The sequence below is a fragment of the Chryseobacterium sp. Tr-659 genome (assembly GCF_011752975.1).
Taxonomy (GTDB): Bacteria; Bacteroidota; Bacteroidia; order Flavobacteriales; family Weeksellaceae; genus Chryseobacterium.
In genome coordinates this window covers 333,602-354,653 of sequence record NZ_VWWP01000004.1, presented here as the reverse complement: position 1 = coordinate 354,653, position 21,052 = coordinate 333,602, and the positions used below count along the sequence as shown (strand labels likewise).

General features: G+C 35.7%; 18 protein-coding genes and 1 tRNA gene. 9 read left to right on the top strand and 10 right to left on the bottom strand.

Translation table 11 applies throughout. From position 1 onward, the window contains the following. Positions 1-404 precede the first annotated feature (404 nt). From F3J23_RS12160 to F3J23_RS12145, 4 genes are all read right to left on the bottom strand, one after another. Entirely contained in the window at positions 405-1,439 is a 1,035-nt protein-coding gene (locus F3J23_RS12160; RefSeq protein ID WP_167029002.1) for a phytase, read from the bottom strand. Between the two features lie 4 nt (positions 1,440-1,443). Continuing rightward, a complete protein-coding gene (locus tag F3J23_RS12155) occupies positions 1,444-4,254 on the bottom strand; it encodes a TonB-dependent receptor (protein WP_167028999.1) in 2,811 nt (936 codons plus the stop codon). 249 nt (positions 4,255-4,503) lie between these two features. Beyond that, the gene (locus F3J23_RS12150; RefSeq protein WP_167028996.1) at positions 4,504-5,385 is read right to left on the bottom strand and encodes a cupin-like domain-containing protein; all 882 of its coding nucleotides are present in this window, start codon (positions 5,383-5,385) and stop codon (positions 4,504-4,506) included. 192 nt (positions 5,386-5,577) lie between these two features. Then, the gene (locus F3J23_RS12145) at positions 5,578-6,462 is read right to left on the bottom strand and encodes a C1 family peptidase (RefSeq protein WP_167028993.1); all 885 of its coding nucleotides are present in this window, start codon (positions 6,460-6,462) and stop codon (positions 5,578-5,580) included. Between the two features lie 323 nt (positions 6,463-6,785). On the opposite strand from F3J23_RS12145, the gene putP reads away from it, so the two are divergent. The 3 genes from putP (at position 6,786) to F3J23_RS12130 (ending at position 10,043) form a co-directional block, all read left to right on the top strand. After that, complete coding sequence (putP, locus tag F3J23_RS12140; RefSeq protein WP_167028990.1) at positions 6,786-8,282, top strand: sodium/proline symporter PutP; 1,497 nt, start codon at positions 6,786-6,788, stop codon at positions 8,280-8,282. Between the two features lie 140 nt (positions 8,283-8,422). Then, positions 8,423-9,418 carry an MsnO8 family LLM class oxidoreductase gene (locus tag F3J23_RS12135; RefSeq protein ID WP_167028987.1) on the top strand — a complete coding sequence of 332 codons (996 nt, stop codon included), beginning with the start codon at positions 8,423-8,425 and terminating at the stop codon, positions 9,416-9,418. A gap of 64 nt (positions 9,419-9,482) precedes the next feature. Further along, a complete protein-coding gene (locus tag F3J23_RS12130) occupies positions 9,483-10,043 on the top strand; it encodes an AAA family ATPase (RefSeq protein WP_167028984.1) in 561 nt (186 codons plus the stop codon). A 70-nt stretch (positions 10,044-10,113) separates the two neighbouring features. On the opposite strand, the gene F3J23_RS12125 is transcribed toward F3J23_RS12130, so the two are convergent. Further along, positions 10,114-10,452, bottom strand: coding sequence for a YciI family protein (locus F3J23_RS12125; protein ID WP_167028981.1), 339 nt, complete (start codon positions 10,450-10,452; stop codon positions 10,114-10,116). Positions 10,453-10,739: 287 nt separating this feature from the next. After that, a complete protein-coding gene (locus F3J23_RS12120; RefSeq protein ID WP_167028978.1) occupies positions 10,740-11,879 on the bottom strand; it encodes a tetratricopeptide repeat protein in 1,140 nt (379 codons plus the stop codon). Positions 11,880-12,503: 624 nt separating this feature from the next. Here F3J23_RS12120 and F3J23_RS12115 point away from each other — a divergent pair. From F3J23_RS12115 to F3J23_RS12095, 5 genes are all read left to right on the top strand, one after another. Next, positions 12,504-13,007, top strand: a complete 504-nt coding sequence (locus tag F3J23_RS12115) for a DinB family protein (protein WP_167028975.1) — start codon at positions 12,504-12,506, stop codon at positions 13,005-13,007. A 412-nt stretch (positions 13,008-13,419) separates the two neighbouring features. Beyond that, complete coding sequence (locus F3J23_RS12110; RefSeq protein ID WP_167028972.1) at positions 13,420-13,914, top strand: hypothetical protein; 495 nt, start codon at positions 13,420-13,422, stop codon at positions 13,912-13,914. Between the two features lie 227 nt (positions 13,915-14,141). Then, positions 14,142-14,226: transfer RNA gene (locus tag F3J23_RS12105), tRNA-Ser, on the top strand. A gap of 566 nt (positions 14,227-14,792) precedes the next feature. Then, on the top strand, positions 14,793-15,047 hold the full coding sequence (locus F3J23_RS12100; RefSeq protein WP_167028969.1) for a hypothetical protein: 255 nt from the start codon (positions 14,793-14,795) through the stop codon (positions 15,045-15,047). 126 nt (positions 15,048-15,173) lie between these two features. Next, a complete protein-coding gene (locus F3J23_RS12095; RefSeq protein WP_167028966.1) occupies positions 15,174-15,998 on the top strand; it encodes a GLPGLI family protein in 825 nt (274 codons plus the stop codon). A gap of 237 nt (positions 15,999-16,235) precedes the next feature. On the opposite strand, the gene F3J23_RS12090 is transcribed toward F3J23_RS12095, so the two are convergent. Further along, entirely contained in the window at positions 16,236-17,108 is an 873-nt protein-coding gene (locus F3J23_RS12090) for a pirin family protein (protein ID WP_167028963.1), read from the bottom strand. 26 nt (positions 17,109-17,134) lie between these two features. Beyond that, positions 17,135-17,995 (bottom strand): NAD-dependent epimerase/dehydratase family protein, encoded by an 861-nt coding sequence (locus F3J23_RS12085; protein ID WP_167028960.1) that lies wholly within the window; start codon positions 17,993-17,995, stop codon positions 17,135-17,137. A 93-nt stretch (positions 17,996-18,088) separates the two neighbouring features. On the opposite strand from F3J23_RS12085, the gene F3J23_RS12080 reads away from it, so the two are divergent. Further along, entirely contained in the window at positions 18,089-18,460 is a 372-nt protein-coding gene (locus tag F3J23_RS12080) for a winged helix-turn-helix transcriptional regulator (protein ID WP_167028957.1), read from the top strand. A gap of 199 nt (positions 18,461-18,659) precedes the next feature. Here F3J23_RS12080 and F3J23_RS12075 read toward each other — a convergent pair whose 3' ends face one another. Next, positions 18,660-20,234 carry a Na+/H+ antiporter gene (locus F3J23_RS12075; protein WP_317167724.1) on the bottom strand — a complete coding sequence of 525 codons (1,575 nt, stop codon included), beginning with the start codon at positions 20,232-20,234 and terminating at the stop codon, positions 18,660-18,662. Between the two features lie 231 nt (positions 20,235-20,465). Beyond that, on the bottom strand, positions 20,466-21,011 hold the full coding sequence (locus F3J23_RS12070; protein WP_167028951.1) for a hypothetical protein: 546 nt from the start codon (positions 21,009-21,011) through the stop codon (positions 20,466-20,468). Between the last annotated feature and the right edge of the window lie 41 nt (positions 21,012-21,052).

Sequence of the window (21,052 nt, the reverse complement as noted above, 5' to 3'; positions counted from 1 at the left end):
TTGTCACTGAATAAGCATGAAAATAAACGGTTGGCTTCATCCATCGATTTATAATCGATTCATTCTTAGCTTCCTTGAAGTATAGCTCAATATAAAATCTGCTTTGCGTTTAAGAAGAACTTATTCTGTTCTATATTTTCCAACGCAAAGTTCATCATAAAATTGATCATTAAAGAGAGCGAAGAGTTGCGGCTTTGTCACTGAATAAGCATGAAAATAAACGGTTGGCTTCATCCATCGATTTATAATCGATTCATTCTTAGCTTCCTTGAAATATGCTCAAAATAAAATCTGCTTTGCGTTTAAGAATAAACAAACCATTAAGATTAATAAAGTATCAAGATCATCCTTTTTGAGATAATATTATGAATAGAATACCTTGTCAATCTTAATGGCTGAAAATATTATTTCTGAGCTGTCTTTAAAGCTTCTTTAATTCTTTTTTCAATCAATCTCCAGTCATAGAAATGGAATATTCTTCCATTGCTCATAGCTACGAACATTCCTTTAGGGAACTTTGGACCCAAATTAATAGGGGTTACTTCAGAACCATCGCTTTCAAGAGTAGAGACAGGGATTTCTGCAATTCTTCCTTTGGCCGGATCTTCTCTTAAATAAACATTAAATGTATCATTCTGCTGATTAGAAACAAGAATGTATCCTGTATTTTTAGAAGTAGGATAGATCGAAATTCCTTCTACATCAGATTTAAAATCACCTTTCCCGAAAACAGCCAGTTCATCATTTCCTTTATGCGGATCTGCATAGTATTTATGAACCCCGAACTGTTCGTCGGAATAATAGACAAAGCCTGCCTCATCATCCACTGCAATACTTTCTATTTCTTTTAACCCGCTGTATTTTCCAAACTTACGGATGACTTCTCCTGTAATGAAGCCATTCTTTTCAGAAAGTTTATATTGCCAGAGATAACCGTCAGCAGGACCGGATTTTCTTCCTACAATGGCATAAATTTCTCCTGATTCAGATTTATACATGGAAATTCCCATTGGGCCGCGTTCCGTTTCTCCGTCAAATACCGAGATTTCGCCAACTTCTTTCAGGTCAGGAAGTGAATATAGTTTTACTTTATTGGTTTCCCTTTCGGTGGTGGCTGCAATGTCTGTTTTTTTCCCATTTAAAACAAATCCATATTCAATATCTACATTATTAGGACGTTTTAATCCTAAAACTTTGTTGACAATCTTTCCGTTAAGATCAAAGGCATACAGACCACCATCAGTATCTTTATCTGTCCCTATGACAAGGCTTTTTGAAGCATCCTGAGGATGAATCCATATGGCGGGATCATCAGTATCATGAACAACTGTTTCAGTAATAATCGTTGGTTTCAGTTTCTCTGCTAATTGTTTTTGCCCTGTACAGCTGATCACAAAAGGAAAAATGAGAACAGCCGGTATATATTTTATCTTTTTCATTATTTTAAAAATCAAATTTTAACCCTAAAGTAAACCTTGGTCTGTAATATTCAGCCTGGGAAGTTCTGCTCTGAATTCCCTGGTAGTACCTTAACGGCTGATTCGTCAGATTATTGGCTTCTGCGAAAATCCTCAGCTGGCTTGTAATCTTATAAGAAGCATTGGCATCAAGGAAGAACTGCTTGTCGTAATAACGGTCGTCAAAAGAATTTCCACCCAGTTCATCAATATAATGAGAAGCATAATTCATAGACACTCTGGCTGAAAAACGTTTGTTTTCCCATGAAAGAGATCCGTTGAACATATGGGGAGCAGCACCCGGAAGTCCCACATCTGTTCTTTCCACACCATCTTCATTGGTAATTCCTTTTGCTTTGGATTTCGTATAGGTATAATTAACATAAACGCCTAAGCCTTTCCAGAATGCTCCCGGAATAAAATCAAGCTGTCTTTGCAATGCTACTTCAAAACCGTAAATATCAACATTGTCACCATTACGCTGCTGAGTGAATTTCCAGTTACTTTCCCCGGCAGGGATAGGGTTGGATTGTCCGGCGAAATCATTGGCAAAATCATTGGCCGTATAATTTCTTTTGGAATAAGTATAAATAAAATCGTTCAGGTTCTTATAAAAAATACCTCCGGAAAGAATCCCCACAGATTTAAAATACTTTTCAGCCATGAAATCAAAATTATAAGCATAAGTGGCCTTCAGGTTCGGATTTCCGGCGGAAACAATCTCATCTTCTGAAATCACGTTAAGATAAGGAACCAATGAGTAATAGTTAGGACGGGCAAGTGCCGTAGTAAATGCTGCACGAAGCACGAGGTCCTGTACCGGAACATATTTGAAGGAAATATTAGGAAGTACGTTGGTATAAGTATTCGTATTATTGATCTTTCCTACAAGATCTGTTTCGTTCAGAACGTAATTTCCGGTATAGTCAATTTTTGTAGTTTCAAAACGGGCTCCTACAATCATAGACAGCTTATCATTAAAATCCTGATCCCAACGGATATAACCTGCATAAATCTGTTCCTTTGCATTATAATTGCTTGAAAGATACTTTTCTGGTTTCAGCTTTCCAGTGAACAGGGCAGGATTGAACAGATCCAGACTCCCAAGATAAGACGGATCAACAAAAGTTCCCGGAACATAATTTCCTGCCTGGAAGTTATGGCCATCAAGATTTATTGTGGGTACAGAGAGAAGGCTTCCCATATTATTAACCGGATTAAAGGCATAGAAATCATTGTTTCTTTCCTTTTCTTTCAAACGCATACGAAGACCGGTACGAAGGCGCCCTTTCTGTCCGTCAATCACAGAAAGAGGGAACCGCACATTCACTTTTGCCCCAAATTCTTTTTCCTGTGTAAAGCTGTTGGCATCTGAAAGATCACTCAATTTGTAGCTGCCTAAATTATCCGGAGCAAGAAGATTGAACATGGGTTTTCCCGGATCACTAAGATCAGGTGCGAAATTCATTTTGCTGTTTTCAAACTCTATATATCTTTGGTGAGGCTTATCTTCGCTTGCGGTGGCATAGTTCATAGACCAGTCCAGATCTACTTTAGATCCCAGTAAATGTTCACCCCTTAACGCATAGTTCTGAACTTTTTGTTTTTCCAGACGGGTATTATCATTATCTGCATCACCGCCTTTATTCTGTCTTGTGATGCTGCCTTTCCAGCCTGTGATCTCAGTTTCATCAGTATTGTAGACCGGTTTTATTTTATAGCCTAATGCAAATCTGTTTTCCTTGTCATTTCTGAAATTATACATTGCAGAAGCATAGATCTTATTTTTTGAATTGAATTCATAATCCATATTAAGATCAAAACTGTGTCTGATGCGGTGTTCATTATAATAACGTACACCCATTTTGCTTACGTAAACAGACTTTGCCATATCATTGGCCTGGCTCCATACAGGTTCTATATTATCCGAACCGAAATTGTTGTTGTTATAGGAAAAACTAAATACTGCACCTAGTTTCTTATCCAAAAACCGGTTTCCATACACAAATCCTGCAGTATAATTTCCTTTTTCACGAATCGGATTGTATCCACCTGCCAGTGTTGCAGAAATTCTTTGTCCGTTCGGGGAAGCTCTGGTAATAAGGTTTACAGAACCGCCGATCGCATCTGCATCCATGTCAGGAGTTAATGTTTTATTTACTTCTATGGTAGAGATCATGTCAGAAGGAATAAGATCCATCTGTACATTACGGTTATCTCCTTCGGCAGATGGAATTCTGTCTCCATTCAGGGTAACGGAGTTCAGATTAGGTGCGAGACCCCTGATGATAAGGTTTCTGGCCTCACCCTGATCATTTTGTATGGTGATTCCCGGAACCCTTTTCAAAGCATCTCCGATATTGGCATCAGGAAAACGTCCGATCTGGTCTGAAGAGATCACATTTGTAATGTTGGCATTATTTTTCTGTTTGTTTAAAGCCCTTGCCTGGTTCTTCAAAGTAGCTCCGGAAACAACGATAGCCGCAATAGATGTTTCTTTTTTATCGAAAACAATGTTCTGTCGGGTATTTTTTTCAGACTCAACAATTACATTATACTCATGCGTTCCATATCCCAGATAATCAATCTTCATGGTATAATTTCCTGGTGGAACATTTAGAAAAACAAAGTTCCCATGTTCATCGGAAGTGGTATAGATATTTCCAGGGCTTAAGGAGATTTTCGCTCCCGGCAATGCAATTTTAGAATCGTCATTGATATTTCCGGTAAGAGAACCGGTTTGTGCATAGAAAAAAATGGAAGCACAAAACAAAACAGAGGTAAAAACTTTCTTCACTTTTCTTTTGATTAGATTAAAAACTCATCAAAATTAAAAGTCTGCCTGGAGAGTGAGTTGAAGAGAAAATTAAGGTTTTTTTAATAATTGTTAATACAAAAGGATTTCAATAAAAAACTGCACTGGGAAACCCGGCACAGCTCATCATTATTTTGAATATATACAGTTATTTTAAGAGAATGAAGAAGCTGTATAATAAAAGACAGGAACCAAACAAAAAATCCGGAGAAAGTCCGGATTTTTTATAGTTTATTTTGGAAGCCCTTTTTTCAAGGCGATATTGGCTTTTTCAACAGCTTTTCTTTCTTTCCAGTCCATATATCTTTTTTTGTATCGGGCCTTCATAAAGTTGTCAAAATTACGCTGAATAGCAAGATTCCATAATGAATGTGCCTTTACTGCCCAGCTTTTGTCCCATGCACGAAGAGAAATTGAGAATGAACCGTCCAGATATTTCATCCAGTGCCACCATCCGGTAGGCATAAAGAGTGTATCACCGTGCTCTAAAAAGCATTCAATACCTTCAATACCATCCAGTGCCGGGAATTTTTCAAAATCAGGGTTGGCGATATCATAATCTTCCAATGCATAAGTGGCATAAGGAAGTTTATACAGACGGGATTTCCATTTATATTCAAAAAGAAGCACATGCTTTCTTCCATTGAAGTGAGTATGGAAGATATGAGGCATATCAATATCATAATGAAGGAACGTTACAGATCCTTTTCCTCCAAAAAACATACTTGGGTATTTATCTAAAAATCCGCCCATCAGGTTCTTTGGCGGGATATAATCTTCCAATAATTTAGGGGCAAATTTAATGGGATCAAAGAAAAAGATTCTGAGATCCGTAGGTTCCCGCTGAATCAGGTCTACATAGTCACCAAACTGCATTTTTGCTGTTGGGGTATTGATGGGGGCTGCAGGATCAGCCTTGGAGCTGTCGTACAAAGGAACAGTAACGTCGCCCACCACTTCCTTCATGTACTCCATGGTCCATTTTTGATATGCAGGCCATTTTCTTGCCATATTTCTGATTACCACTGGCTTGCATGGCTTTAGATATTTTTCACGGAATTCTTCTTGTGAAATGTCATCTACAATATCAATCGGTTTAAGGAGTATTCCCATTCGCTTCAAATTATTAAGCTAAAGTATTAAATATTTATGATAATTAGTGGTGAAAATTAAAATTATTTGGAATTGATATAAATAAATGAAAATAAAGGGAATAAAACAATCTTTTAAAATTTACTGCACCTTATATTATAAAAAATAATACCGGCGTATGATGCCGGTATTGTTTTTTATTCTATTATCCTATTATTGTACATATGCTACATATGTTTCTCTTACAACACCTCCGCCAAAGCTGGCATTCTTAGCAAAGAAGTTGTAGTCTATCCAGAAATATCCGTTATCTGCCCAGGAAGTTCCCCATGAATTTTGAATTTTAAAAGCTTGCTTCGCATCATCATATCCTACTACACAGATTGCGTGCCCTCCAAGAACCTTCCCCGAACGTTTTTTCAATATCCAGCCTGTATTAGCAAGGTTTTTGATTTCTTCATCCACCGTGATTCCAATGATTACAGGAAGATTCATACTTAGAAGGTTCTTTACATCATTAATATTGGAATTACTTACAGTAGCCCATTTTATAAATTTATGTGTACTCGCAGCATTTTTTTGTGAAGCATTAGGTTGAGTACTGCATTCGGTATCATTATATGGCATTTCTGTTAAGCTACATACCCCTTGATTTTTAATAAGGTTTAAAGCATCTTTAGGATAAGAACCTGCATCGCAAGATCCTTGCTTGATTTGATTGTATACATATTCCGGACTTCTTGGCTGGGTTATCCCTTTAAAATTGGCTTCAAGAATACTTGCTGCCGCATAGGCTGTAGCCCATCCTACACAAGAACCTTCTTTTCCCTGATTTCCGACTGCAGGCTGCCCGGAAACAAAGTAACTTGAAGGAACAACTTTTGCAGAAGCTCCATTTTTTCCTTTGTATTTTAAAAGTAAAGCATCTACATCTACTTTTTCAAAAGATTCATAAGTGGTTTCATTCACAAATAATGCTCCCATTGCATGGATCTGCTGTTCCGGCTCCGGCTGCTTTACGTCCATCTCTTCATTTTTCTGGCAAGATCCCAATAAAGCAATTCCTGCAATGAGTGTAATAATTTTTAAATTTCTCATAATTGTTTTTTTTAGTGTTGACGTTTGTAAAAATATAATTATTTATGAATTAAAAAACGGATTTGTTAAAATAATTAGGTGTTGTTTGTTGATTTGTTGATTTGTATTTAATTTTTATATAAATTATTTATTTTACTTCACTTTTTTTTATAAAATGCAAAAATTAAAATGATTTTTTTCAACTAGTAGTGATAAAAATAAATTTTTGAATATTTTAACCTTTAAATAAAGAGGTTGGTCTTATTTATACACTGATTTTTCAGAAAAAGCGATCTGTATATTTCTTAAAAAATGGCTATATTCGACTTCATAAAAAAAATGATATGCAAGTATATGAAGGGATTTCTGTGGGGTTGTATCTATTATTAATGATAGGTATAGGCATATATTCTTATAGAAAATCAACAAGTAATTCGGAAGAATTTTTAATAGGAGGAAGAAAGATGGGAGCTGCAGTAACCGCACTGTCGGCAGGAGCAGCCGATATGAGCGGATGGCTCTTAATGGGTGTTCCGGGAGCAATGTACCTTTCCGGAATTTCCAGCGCATGGATTGCAATAGGTTTAACGATAGGTGCTTATCTTAATTACATCATTGTAGCGCCAAGGTTGCGGATTTATACGGAAGTAGCGCAGAATGCCATTACATTACCCGTATTTTTTGAAAACAGGTTTAAAAATAAAAATCATCTTTTGAAGATCACTTCATCCATTTTTATTCTGGTCTTCTTTACACTTTATACTTCAGCAGGAATGGTATCCGGAGGAAAGCTGTTTGAGTCTGCTTTCGGAATGGATTATACCGTAGGGTTATTGTTGACCAGTTTAGTGGTCGTATTATATACATTTTTGGGAGGATTTCTGGCTGTAAGCCTTACAGACTTTGTGCAGGGAACCATTATGGTATTAGCTCTGGTTATTGTACCGATTGTAGCAATTTCTCAGATCGGAAGCCTTGGAGAAACATTTTCATTGATTAAAGCCAAAGATCCTAAATATCTGGATCTGTTCAGGGGAACAACCACTGTAAGTATTCTCTCTTTATTGGCCTGGGGTCTGGGGTATTGCGGGCAGCCTCATATCCTGGTTCGTTTTATGGCGATTGATAAGCCAAAGGATCTTGTCAAAGCAAGAAGAATAGGGATCACATGGATGATCTTTACAGTTGCCGGAGCTTTAGCAATTGGTTTGGTTGGAATTGCTTATCTGCAGAAGTTTGATCTTCAGACTATGATGAAATTTGACGGGTCAAAAACAGAAGCCGAGACTATTTTTATTTATTTCTCCCGTATATTATTTCATCCTTTTATTGCAGGATTTCTTTTGACAGCTATTCTGGCGGCAGTAATGAGTACAATTTCTTCCCAGTTACTGGTAACATCAAGCTCATTAACGGAAGACATCTATAAAGCTTTCCTGAATAAAAAAGCAACACCAAAACAATTATTGATTGCCAGCAGGCTTTCCGTATTACTGGTGGCTGTTATTGCTGTACTTTTATCACTAGATCCGAAAGACAGTATCCTGAACCTGGTGGGAAATGCCTGGGCAGGATTTGGTTCAGCATTCGGACCACTCATTCTTCTTTCTCTTTTATGGAAAAAAACAACCTGGCAGGGAGGTTTTGCAGGAATGCTGGTTGGAGGAATAACCGTATTGGTATGGGTATATCTTCAGCATCCATTGAAGGACTGGTATGAAATCATTCCAGGATTTACACTTTCTTTGCTCACAAACATTATTGTTTCATTACTCACCTATAAGCCGGATATGGCCATTGAAAATGAATTTAATGAAGTGAATAAAATTATGCAGGAATAGATTTAGTTATTTACAATGTAAAAAGAAACCCGTAGTGTTATAAAGTAAACCCCTTGCCTTGGCGAGGGGTTTTTATTAAATTTAAATTCTTTTGAATAAAAGCTTTTTTCATACCTTCACATTAAATCTATTTCAATACAATGAAGCTGAAATTAGGGATATTAGATCAGTCTCCGGTTATCATGGGAAAAAGCGCAGGATCGGCACTAACAAACAGTATCAATCTTGCCTTGTTTGCTGAAGAAATGGGATTTCAAAGTATGATGTATTCCGAACATCACGGAGTGGAAGCCTATGGAAGTTCAAGCCCCGAGCTTTTGGCAGCCATAATTTTAAGCAAAACAAAGCGTATCAAAGTGGGCACAGCCGGAATCATGATGAGAAACTATTCTGCTTATAAAGTAGCAGAGTGGACTAAACTACTGGGAACTTTATATCCCGGACGTTTCATTCTCGGATTGGGAAAAGCTCCCGGCGGTTTAAAAGATGCTGTTATGGCACTTAATAATCATAAACCGGTCATTTTATCCAATCTGGAAACAAAGCTGGAAGAAATTATTCAGTATTTAAAAGAAGAAAAAGGATTATACGGAGAACTTATAGCACAACCTGCAAACTTAGAACAGTTACCGGAAATCATCTGGCTGGGCTCTGGTATGACATCTGCTATGGAAGCCGCTAAACATGGAGTAGGATATTCATTTGCAGCGTTTATGAACAGTGAAAGTGGGGCAGAAAATACAAAAGCCTACGTCAGAGAGTTCGATAATACTCAATATACTTCTGATCCATTTTTGCAAATTGCCATTGCCGTATCGGTAGCAGAAAATATAGAAGATGCCAGACGAAATGCTTATGGAATGGCTTATCAGTTTTTACAATCACGTAAATTAGTTGGCCCCAATGCAGTTTTTTCTCCCGAAATGGTAGAACAAAAAATATCAGGAAGTGAAGATGAGGAAGAATTTTTTACAATCTTAGACAGAATTGTTATAGAAACTCCACAATCTATTGCTCAAAGATTACAGCAAATTTCGGAAAAATACCATACAGACGATATCCTTATATTGTGTAACATGTATAGGGAAGAAGACCGCATCGCGACTTACAGGCACATTATTGAAAATAACAAGTAGTTCTGCAGAGAGGATATTCCTGTTTTTGTATGAATTTATTGAGTGTCAAAAATAATTGAATTTCATGAAACAGAATCATTCAAAACTCTGGATTATTACCGGCGGCCCTGGCTCGGGGAAGACCACTTTGATAAAAGCATTGAACCATCAGGGGTTTACAACTGTACCTGAAGAAGGACGACGAATTATTAAAGAACAGATGGATTCCGGTGGGGAAGGGTTACCCTGGATGAATAAAAGACTTTTTGCTGATATGATGTTTGAAGCCTCTTTACAAACTTATCAAACGATGATTGAGACTGATGATATGAGACCTGTATTCTTTGACCGCGGAATACCGGACAGCATTGGCTATCTCAAACTGGAAAATATTCCTATATCTAAAGAAATGGAGCTGAAAGCCAAAGAAATGACCTACAATAACAATGTATTGATCCTTCCGCCCTGGAAAGAGATTTACGAAAATGATCAGGAAAGAAAACAGACTTTTGAAACAGCTATTCTCACTTTTGAACAAATGAAAAAAGTATATGGAGACTATGGCTATCACCTCATTGAAATTCCGAAAGATACCATTGAAAATAGAATGCGATGTATTCTTGATATTGTTCAGTCAAAGGCATAAACTATGGTTTTTTTCGAGATGTTTTTAATGTAAATCACCTGCTTTTTTCGTTTTCAATAACAGCTCCTTATCACACTTTTAAAACTTCACGTATTTCAATATTTCCTCCGATTTTAAAAATAGGGTTCCCTTTGGCCATTTCAACAGCCTCATCAATAGATTCTGCTCTTACAATAATATAGCCGCTGATAAATTCTTTAATTTCAGTATAAGGCCCATCTGTTACAATATGATCAGCTTTTACGGTTTTGGCAGTTCCGGGAGCGGGTAAAAGAGTGTTTCCTTTATCTGCCAGTTTATTCTGTGCAGCAATACTTCCCAGCCAGTTCATCCGTTCTTGGATCTGTTCAGGTGTTGGTTTGAAGTCGGAAATGTCTTTCAATCTGAAAATCAATGCGAATTCTTTCATTGTAAAATCATTTTTTGTTATTTATCCTAATGACGATTGAAGCTTTGGAGCGGGGACACTATGTCTTTTAAAAAATGTAATTCACTTTTTCAAAATTTTCTTCATTCAGAAACCTGATAATATTCCTGCTGCATTTTTGTTGGTGTATTCCATAAACCTTGTTTTTATTGATGACAAAATTACAGGATCAATAACTGTTTTGCCTGTGACGATCATCACATACTTTTGTTTTTAAAAATGTGGAAACTAAAGTATGGTACATTTTACATTTACTTATACAACGGATTTTATTTACCATTTGAACTGGTAATACGGTCTCTGGCATAGGCAATCTGTTCTTTTTCCTTTTCCTGATCCGGTTTGTTTTTAAGATATAGCTGGTAATAAGTGGCCGCATTTTTAGGCTGTTTCAGATTTAAATCATATAAAAGCCCCAAACGATAATAAATGATATTACTGGTTCCAAAGGTTAATCCTCTTTTATAAGCTGTTAAAGCATCATTATACTGATTCTTGGCTTCATAAATTCCGGCCAGTGCAGCATAATAAAGTGTGGTGTGTTCTGAAATAGCTTCATTAATAGTTTTTTGAGCATAAATTGCAGCATTATCATAATCTTTCAACTCACGGTAGCTTAATGTCATAAAATATAAAGTACCTTCATTCTGTACCTCCATTTCTTCCAGGGCTTTATAAAGGACAATGCAATTCTTGTAATCTTTTACATAAAAATATGCCTGTCCCATATCATTCATTACATTAGCATCGGCGCGGTTTTTCAATAGTTTTTCACCTGTTTCAATAACTTCCGTGTATTTGCCCAAAAGATTGGCAATCGGTAATTGAGCTTGTCGCAGGGTGAAGTTTTCCGGGTCGGCAGCAATAGCGGTTTTTAAAATATCATAAGCAGGCTGGTTTTGCCTGAGTTCTTTGTAAGTCATAGAAAGATCGTAAGCAACATCAGGATCTGTATTATTTAGCGCATTGGCTTTTTTTAGAAGTTTGAGTCTCATCTCAGGAGTATCGGCATAGCCTGCCAGTTGCTTATAAGCATTGAAGTTAAGACTGTCCAGATGAATGATTTGCTGAAGATAAGATTTTGCATTGGAAACATTTCCCCGTCTGGAATTGATGCTGGCAAGGCTAAAAAGTGTCGGTAAATTATCTGGCTGAATGGTGTTGATTTTCAAATAGCTTTTCTCTGCTTCCGGGAGTTTTCCTGCCATCATATTACAGTAAGCTATTTGTGAGAGGGCTTTTACATCCTGAGTATTTTCCGGATATATGCTTTGAAGATAACCGGCAGCATCAGCATAGCGTTGGGTTTCATAATATTCGAGTAATTTTTCGCTGTCTGCTTTTGTTGATTGTGCTGCTGTATTTTTGAAGCCCAAAAGAAAGGCAAACAGAGAGAGCCATATTTTCATCACGATTATTTTTCAACTAAAATATCGGATATTTAGTAAGTTTCCAAATTTTATACTCCCTTATTAGGGATTTTTATAAATTTAAATAATAAGTCTGTTTAAACTTTTTTACTAAACCAGAAAAGGCACAAAAGCATTTTAAAAACTTAAGCTATTTAAGCTATATGCTTTGTGTATAAGAAGTACACTAAAGTCTTGTTGAAAATCAAAGATTTTCATCTTATGTGAACTTAAGTGTGTGTTAAAAATTATTAATGCAAAGTTTATGGATAATTACCCTTTATTGTAAGGGAGCAAAATGATGTGACTTTGTTGCTGATGAAGCGGTATGCTTATACCCAAGCTTCGACTAATCAACGAAGTTGATTCTATTCTTTGCTCACTTACAATCAACAGTTTTAAAATTGAAAACATTGCGTTAGGAAAACAGTTTGTTTGTACAATCTTAGAGATCGTTTAAATTGTATTTCAATTTTTTTATACACTTGGAACCTTTTTAAACTTATTTAGAAAATAAGTTTAAAAAGGTTTAATATATATTGGAAATTGGAAATCTGCATCTCAGGATTTTCTTATCTTCACAGTATAAAATGAATTTATCATTTGGCTAAAAGCAGTTAAAAAATGGAAATAAGATCTGTTAAATCATTCATCGATTATTATGAGAAGATAAGAGAGAGAACCAATCGTATTATTGCTGTTGTTCCTCCAGAACATATAGATTTTTCTTATAAACCGGGAAAATTTACCATCGGTGATCAGATCAGGCATATCGCCGCGATCGAAAGATATATGTACGGAGAAACTATTTCAGGCAGAAAAAGTGCTTATCCCGGATGTGGAAAGGAGCTTGCGGACGGCTATGAAAATACCGTTCAGTTTTTTAATGAAATGCATCGTCAAACCATGGAAATCATCAACAAGCTTTCCGATGAGGATCTTAACCGTAAATGTTTAACCCCTGCCAACAATGAAATTTCAATATGGAAATGGCTGCGGGCAATGATAGAACATGAGATCCACCATAGAGCCGAAATTTATATCTATCTGAATCTGCTTGATGTAAAGACCCCTCAGATCTATGGATTTTCGGCTGAAGAAGTTCAGGATATGAGTGTGAAGTTATAATTTCTAAATCAGTTGTTCTTAATTTAAAACGGTTGCATAAGAAAATCTGCGGCTGTTTTTTTCATGATAGTCTTTATCATAACAATGGTATTGTTCTGTTGTATTTCCCTATTTGGTGTAAAAATATGTTTAATATTTGTTTATGAATTACGTATTATTTTACTGATATACAGATTGTTGTTTTTTATTTTTAATCATTTATTTTGGAGTTGTTTGAAAAAAGTCGTAGAACTACGACAAAATTTCAGATTGGTGTATTAAAATTTTTTGGATAGGAATAACGGTTTTATATTTGTGTATCACCATGAATGATAAACAATATGTGTGCTCTATTATGATGTGAAACAGGTAAAGGAAAACGTTGGTTTCATCAGCATTATTGAAGTAAATTGAAAATCCAATCCGACTATATATGAAAAAAATATTTTCTGAACTTAAAGGCTTTGTGATATATAGCCCGCAGCTTTTAGCAAAATATCTGCAGGAACATAACCTGCCGGGCAATAACATTCTGAAATATTTCGTGGAAAATGAACATGGAGATGAAATTACAAAGCGGGGAATTGCTATTCCAATAATCGGGGTAGAAGAGGGGTATTATTCATTTCGTGTTTCTGTAAATAATGAACGAATTTTAAATCATGATGAAGAAGCGGTTCAATCAGGAGGCTGGGTATTTCAAACTGCCAATAACGAAGTGAAAGTAGTAGGTATAGGTTATTTAAGAGATGTTACATCCATCAATGATGAGAACAGTGTAACTTTCAATCTGGAAAATGGATGGTATGCTCTGGAAATACGTGGAGGAAATAAAGAAGGGGAAAGATTATTTGAACTGAATATGAAAAAACAGGAGGAGTATCCGGTCTTTAGCGGAGATATGACTACTGAATATTACTACGGATAGAAAATAAATGATCGTGAATTGAAAAAATATTGATTTAAAATGGATTTGAATTTCTGGTTTTTAATTCACTGGTGTTGAGGTAATAAAGGGTGGTTTTATTTTTTTGACAAGAAGGAAATATCCATCAGAACTACAGGAATACGAATTTTATTGAAAAAATATTTTGCCAGTAATAAAAAACTTTCTATATTTGCACCACTGAAAACAACGGTATATCCGGAGTTTAGGGAGAGTTGGCAGAGTGGTCGATTGCGGCAGTCTTGAAAACTGTTGACTGTAACAGGTCCGGGGGTTCGAATCCCTCACTCTCCGCAAGTATTAAAAAATAAAACCCACTGACTATCAGTGGGTTTTGTTTTTTAATAAAGTTTCTTCCCCACAATTTCCTACATTTCTTATCTCAGCATCTCATTTAGTGAATTTTCAGGTTCAAAACTGATTGCTGTATCTCTAAAGATGTCCAAACTAAAAATATTTTATCCTTTTTCAGATAGATAGAGACAAATCTGATTTCAAAAAGAGGGGTATTACCAAAACTGTAATAACGGAAGGGGTTTGTTGTTCATTTAGGTTGTTGAATCATATATTAAAGGGTAGCTTATAATTAGAAACGAGACTTCATATTCTGGATAAAGCCACAGTTCTCACAATAACACTACTGTAAATTAATAATTATAAAAAAATATTTTATTCTATAAACAAATCAATGTTATAATAAATATTTCATTTTCGTGTGAAATGTAATTAAATAAATTATATATTTTAATTTAAACTATTTAACTTGCTTTAAGTGAGTGAATTAACATAATAAAATTTTTCTCATTTGATTGATTTGTAATCTTATATTAGCTAATCAATTTTATAAATTTATTACAATCATGAAAAAATTATTATTTATTGCTATGGTTAGTATAGCAGGTTTTACAAATGCAAAAGGAAACGTGGAGAAGGTAAATTCTAAAGCAAAAGAAGCTACGGTTACTAAAAGCACTAAGAAAGCTAAGAAAAAACTTCAAATGCAATGTGGAACATTTCAGGCAAGTTGTACATCTGCATATACTTGTCAGGACTGGACTGCTAGTCAATGGATAGAGTGGGCAGAAAAAATTCAAGATAATTATTGTCAACTATAATTTCTGATTTATCAGTTAGCCATTTCTTCAAACTCAACAGGAAAGAAGTCATGATTATTAATCAAAAAAATTGTTCAAATAATAAATCTTGTTTGAACGATTTATTATTTTTTTTAAAAAACAGTAATGAATTTCACAAAGAAACAAACTTTAACAATTCTATTTTTATTTTTTTTCTCTTTTTTGTTTTCTCAAACAGCTACTGGTGATTCATTAAGGGGAGAATTTACCTACTTACTTCAATACAAACCTAATACTCTAAATCGAGATAAGGTTTACAAGGAACTTTTCACAATGCAAATAAGTGATAAACGTGCTTTTTTTATTAGTGAAAACAGGCTAAAATTTGACTCTCTTTTCATGGAGCAGTATAATAAAAATAGGAGTAATTTTAATATTGACATGAGAGGGTTGCCATCATCAAAATTTAAATTTTTAATTATCCAGACAAATGATAATTCGGAATTTTATGAGTCAGTTGGAACTGCTCTCTTATCTTATAATACCCCTGTAATTCGTGATTGGAAGTTAATTGATGAAACCAAAGTAATTAATTCTATTCATTGTAAAAAAGCAGAGGTTCATTATAAGGGAAGAGATTGGACAGCTTGGTATTCAATGGAAGTTCCTTTTCCTTACGGACCATACAAATTTAGTGGTCTTCCAGGTTTAATTGTTAAAATAACAGATAAAACAGGGGATTATGATTTTGAACTTGTAAAATCGGTATCAAGTGGCAAGTTGAAGGGAAAAATAATAACAGTAAATAAAAGACACTATCAAAATGCTAAGTTAGTCACAAAAAAAGAATTAACTCAAGCAACCACAAATTACAGAGACAATATTAAATATGAATTAGAAAAAATGGGTACTGTATTTTCAGAGGGGCAAAACAGACCAAAAATAAGTGAAACTGATAAAAAAGGTTATAACCCTATTGAATTAGAGTAATGAAATTTTATTTTCTTAATACTTTTTAGGCAGCACACTTTTACATATAAATTAAAGTATATTTTAAATATTGGAAAAATGCATCAGAAAATATATAAATCCTGCAAAATTAATGATTTGCAGGATTTTTTTGTTTACGGGAATCGCTGAAGCTTTCAAAAATACGCCTAATTTTTGTGGCATATTCGTGGCACATTGTGTTTTTGAAAAAATGTGGACATCATATTTTGTGGAAGATTATAATGTCCCAAATTTTCCGTTCTGAAAGTCTTCAAAAGCTTTTGCCAGCTGCTCCTGTGTATTCATCACAAAGGGGCCATAATGGGCTATAGGCTCGTTTAAAGGTTCTCCACTCATTACTAATACGATGGTGTCATCACTACTGGATTCCAGGTTAAAGGTATCACCACCATTATTTTCAAACATAGCAAAACTGTCTTTGGACAAAAGGATATCGCTGTTTACTGTTACACTTCCTTCTATTACTAAGATTGCAGCGTTCCAGATATTGGAAAAAGTAAAATCAGCTTTTGTTCCCTTTTTCAAATAAGCATTATACATATCTAAAGGTGAGAAAGTACTCCCTTTTCCTTTGTTTCCCAGGTAATTGCCAGTAATTACATTGATATAACTACCATTATCGCTTACAGGTACCCGGGTCATTTGATTAAATAATAAGTTTTGATATTTAGGAGAAGTTTCCTTGTCTTTAGCGGGTAGATTTACCCAGATCTGTACCATTTGAAAAGTTCCGCCAGTTTTCGAAAATTCTTTTTCATGATATTCCTGATGTAAAATTCCTGAACCTGCTGTCATCCATTGTACATCTCCTTCACTTATGACACCATGGTTTCCTTTACTATCTTTATGTTCTATTTTTCCCTTATAGGCTATGGTTACCGTTTCAAATCCCTTATGAGGATGTGCACCTACACCTCTCGGTATTTCCCTGGCACTAAAATGAATGTCCGCATTATAACCTACCGCAAAAAACGGAGACATTCTCGTGCGGGGTATATCTTTGCCAATAAATGAAGTAGTATAAAACGCATCACCTACCCAATTGAAATGTTTGGGGGTCAATATTTTTTCTATTTTTCTATTGCTCATAATTTGTTTTTTGTTGTGATTATTGATTATGCCGTTACTATAAGATTATTTACAGTCATTTCAATCGTTGGATATTTGAATTGGTAACCTGCATTGATGATTTTGTGTGCCACCAAGTGCTTCCCTTCATAAGGAGTAATATTATAGTTTGTCCCGGCAGTATTGTTTGAAATGGCTTTAAACACATCCTGTAATGAAGCGGGTACTGGAGCTACAGAGTTATAAACACCATCCAAATTATGGGTTACAGCAAAATCGAAAATACCCGCCATATCTTCCACATGATTCCAGGCGAAAGAATCGGTATTATCTTGTGCCGCAGCCTTTGGATTTGTCTTTATCATTTCCTTATACATGGGAAAGATACCTCCATTATTGCCCAATGCCAGGGAGACTCTTATTTTAGATACATGACTGGCTACCTGTTCTGCTTTGAATCTGTCGGCTGATTTTTCCCAATCTTCACATAAGTCGGCAGAAAAGCCTATTCCTTTTGCTCCATTTTCATCAATTTCCAAAGTAGAATCGGTAAATCCATAATAACCAATAGCAGAAGCAGAAACAAATCCTATTAATTTTTGATTGCGGGCTTTTAGCTTTTCTCTCAAAAAATCTGCTGCTCCGATTCTTGTATCATATATCAGTTTCATTCTTTCTTTTGTGAGAGGAGTGCCATCGTTGAGTTTGGAACCTGCCAAATGTACAATGTATTCCACATCGTCTAAGGCTGCCTCATCCATACTCCAGTCATCCAGATCCCATATGTATTCATTGCTGTTTTGTGGATTCCGGCTTAAAAGTTTTACGTTATAATTTTGTAATAACATGGGTTTTAAATGTTTTGCAATAAAACTATTACCTCCTGTTATTAGTACTGTTTTTTTCATTTTTGATTTTTTTATTACTTAAAGGTACAGTCAATAATCTATATATTTGTTATGAGTAAACAAAAGGTAACTAGTAACTTAAAAGTAAGCGATATGATAAAAAAACCGAAAACTGATCCTGTTTCTTGTACAGCAGGCATAAGATCAATGCAAGATGCTTTGGATATGCTGGGCAATAAATGGAGTTTACTCATAGTTCATTATCTGATGACAAGAACAGGGATTGACAATACCTTTAAAAAAATGGAGAAAGATATTGAAGGGATTTCGGCAAGAATGCTCTCAAAAGAACTAAAAGCTTTGGAATTTAATAAAATGGTTCGTCGTGAGGTAATGGATACCAAGCCTATTACCGTAAATTATTCTATCACCGATTATGGTAAAGAAGCCAATAATGTTATTCAGGCTCTGGTACAATGGGGGATGCGGCATAGAGAAGTCATGTTTGAACAAGATAAAAAATAATTGTAAATATCGATAATACCGAGTCGTCCCAAAATAGGTTCACTCTATATTTAACCACAAAAAATAAGGCAGTACTGATTCTGAGATTACAATCCCATCATCTGAAAAGAATAAATAGTAAAGGTGCTATCAATGATTTATTCAAATCTTACTGGTGATATTTTAGTACTTTGATCTGATTGATGTCATTTCGTTGCTGCTATCCTAATTTCATACGCTCTTCCTGTAAGTCTAACAGATATAATTGCCGGCGAATAAGATCTTCGTCTATATCCGGTTGTTTGTTGAGCTCGGAAAGATACTTTCGCTGTGCATCGAGTGACTCTATGTAAATCTGTCTTGTTTCCTCGTTCATCCATTCATCATCATCGGCTTTTTCGTTTTCTTCCCAATACTGCATCATTTTTTGAAATAGAACACTGTTTTGCAGATGCCCGTCATCGTATCTGTTCTTCAAAAACGTATATACTTCTTTTCTTAATCCGTTTTTTATTTTTTTCTCCTGTTCGTCTTCCTGAGAATCTATAAGCACGAGATGTTCAAATACTTTGGATTTTCTGATAAAGATAGGCAAGGTAAGCCCCTGAATCACCAAGGTGAGGAATATGACCACAAATGTTATCAGCAAGATAAGATTGCGCTGTGGAAATGCTATACCATTATACATAACAGGTATTGACAACGCGGCTGCCAATGATACAACACCACGCATGCCAGTCCAGCCCATAATCAAAGGTACCAGATATGCCCGCCACGGAATTTCCGCAGGCAGTGATTTTCTCCTGAAAATCAAAGTAGCAGCTTGCGCAGCATAACAGCAGATAATTCGGATAACAATCAATACCACAGTTATCAATACTCCATAGCCAATAGCAGTACTTAAGGATATGCCTTCTGCTCTCAATCCCTTTACGATATCCGGCAATGCTAAACCAATAATGAAAAAAACAATCCCGTTTAACAAAAAAATAAGGCTTTGCCAAACGTTAACTACTCTTAAGCGGCTGGTACTGCTTAGAAAAACGAGCCATTTTTTGGAAATATATAAGCTGCCTGCTACTACGGCCAATACTCCGGAGCTGTGTACATGTTCTGCGATCAAATACATAATATACGGCTCTATGAGAATAAAAACCGTATCTGTAGGAGCATCCGTAGGTAGTAGTTTATGCATTTGTACAAAAAACCAGCCTAACAGCAGTCCGATACCTGTACCTCCAAGAACCATCCAGAAAAAACTGAGCGTGGCATCCTGCCAAATGAACTGGCCTGTTCCCACAGCTATTAGTGCGAAACGGAAAATAATAAGTGAGGAAGCATCATTCACAAGACTTTCTCCTTCTAATACGGTAGTAAGCACTTTAGGAATTTTTACAAATCTTGTTATAGCAGCTGTGCTTACCGCATCTGGTGGTGAGACAATGCCGCCAAGCAAAAAGCCAAGGCCTATAGAAAAGCCGGGGATAAAGTAATTGGCAGCCACAGCTACCGCAAGTGCCGTAATAAATACGACCAGAAATGCAAAGCTTCCAATCATCCGCCACCACTTGCGCATTTCCTTAAAGGATGCGGCACCTGCGGAAAAAAACAACAAAGGAGGAAGGAATACCAGAAATATCAGATCCGGTTTGATATGGATAACAGGGAGACCAGGAATAAAGCCTATAAACAGACCACCTATCACCAACAATATCGGGTAGGCGACTTTTAGTTTTGAAGCCAGCATGTTCAGCAATACGATAACTGTTACGATTGCCAGAAAAAAAGGAAGCATTGTTTGCATACAAATTTATATCCAGTGCAATTATGACTTGAAGCACATTATTAAACTTTTTAAATATATTACAAAAAAACAGATCAGGATGTTAACATCTTATCAATTTGCCAATCAGAGAATTGTCTGAGTATCAATGGTGCGGTTTTGATATATTCTTCTCATGCCACACTATTATAGAAATAGCCCCAAAAGGGGCTAAAACTATTGGATTATATTTATGATACTATATCAAGGTTTCCAGAAACTCCACACACTACCATTAAAAACGGCCAGCTGTTTCGCTGTTGTATCATATACCATCATCCCTGGAGCAGGATTAATTATATTGAGATGAGGGCTGGCAACTTTAGGCAAAATCATTGCTTTATTAGTATCTTCCAGTACCAGAATTCCAGGATCCGGTCCCAGTGTTCCAATGGCAGTTTTCGCTCCGGATTGTTCAGTTAATGGATTCTGTATTAAAACTCCATCTGTACTCGTTATCGGATCTACTGTTGTTCCTGTAGTGTCTACAGAAAGATCTTTCCAGCCTGAAGCGTATTTTACTTTTACTTTATGGTCTGAAAGATCATATGCAATGGTTCCGTTCACAGCTCCCGTAACTGCTCCTGTATTTGTAACCCAGGGAAGGATGATCCCTTTATTGCCGGTTTCAAATTCTAATGAAACTGAAGTACTGGTAATGGAAGATTTTCCTATGGCTACCTGAGCTGAAGCCATGATGCCGGCAACTAAAAGAATAACAAGATTTGTTTTATTTATTATGTTAATCATTTGTTTGTTGTTTTGTAAGTTAAAATATATTCTGCCAGATC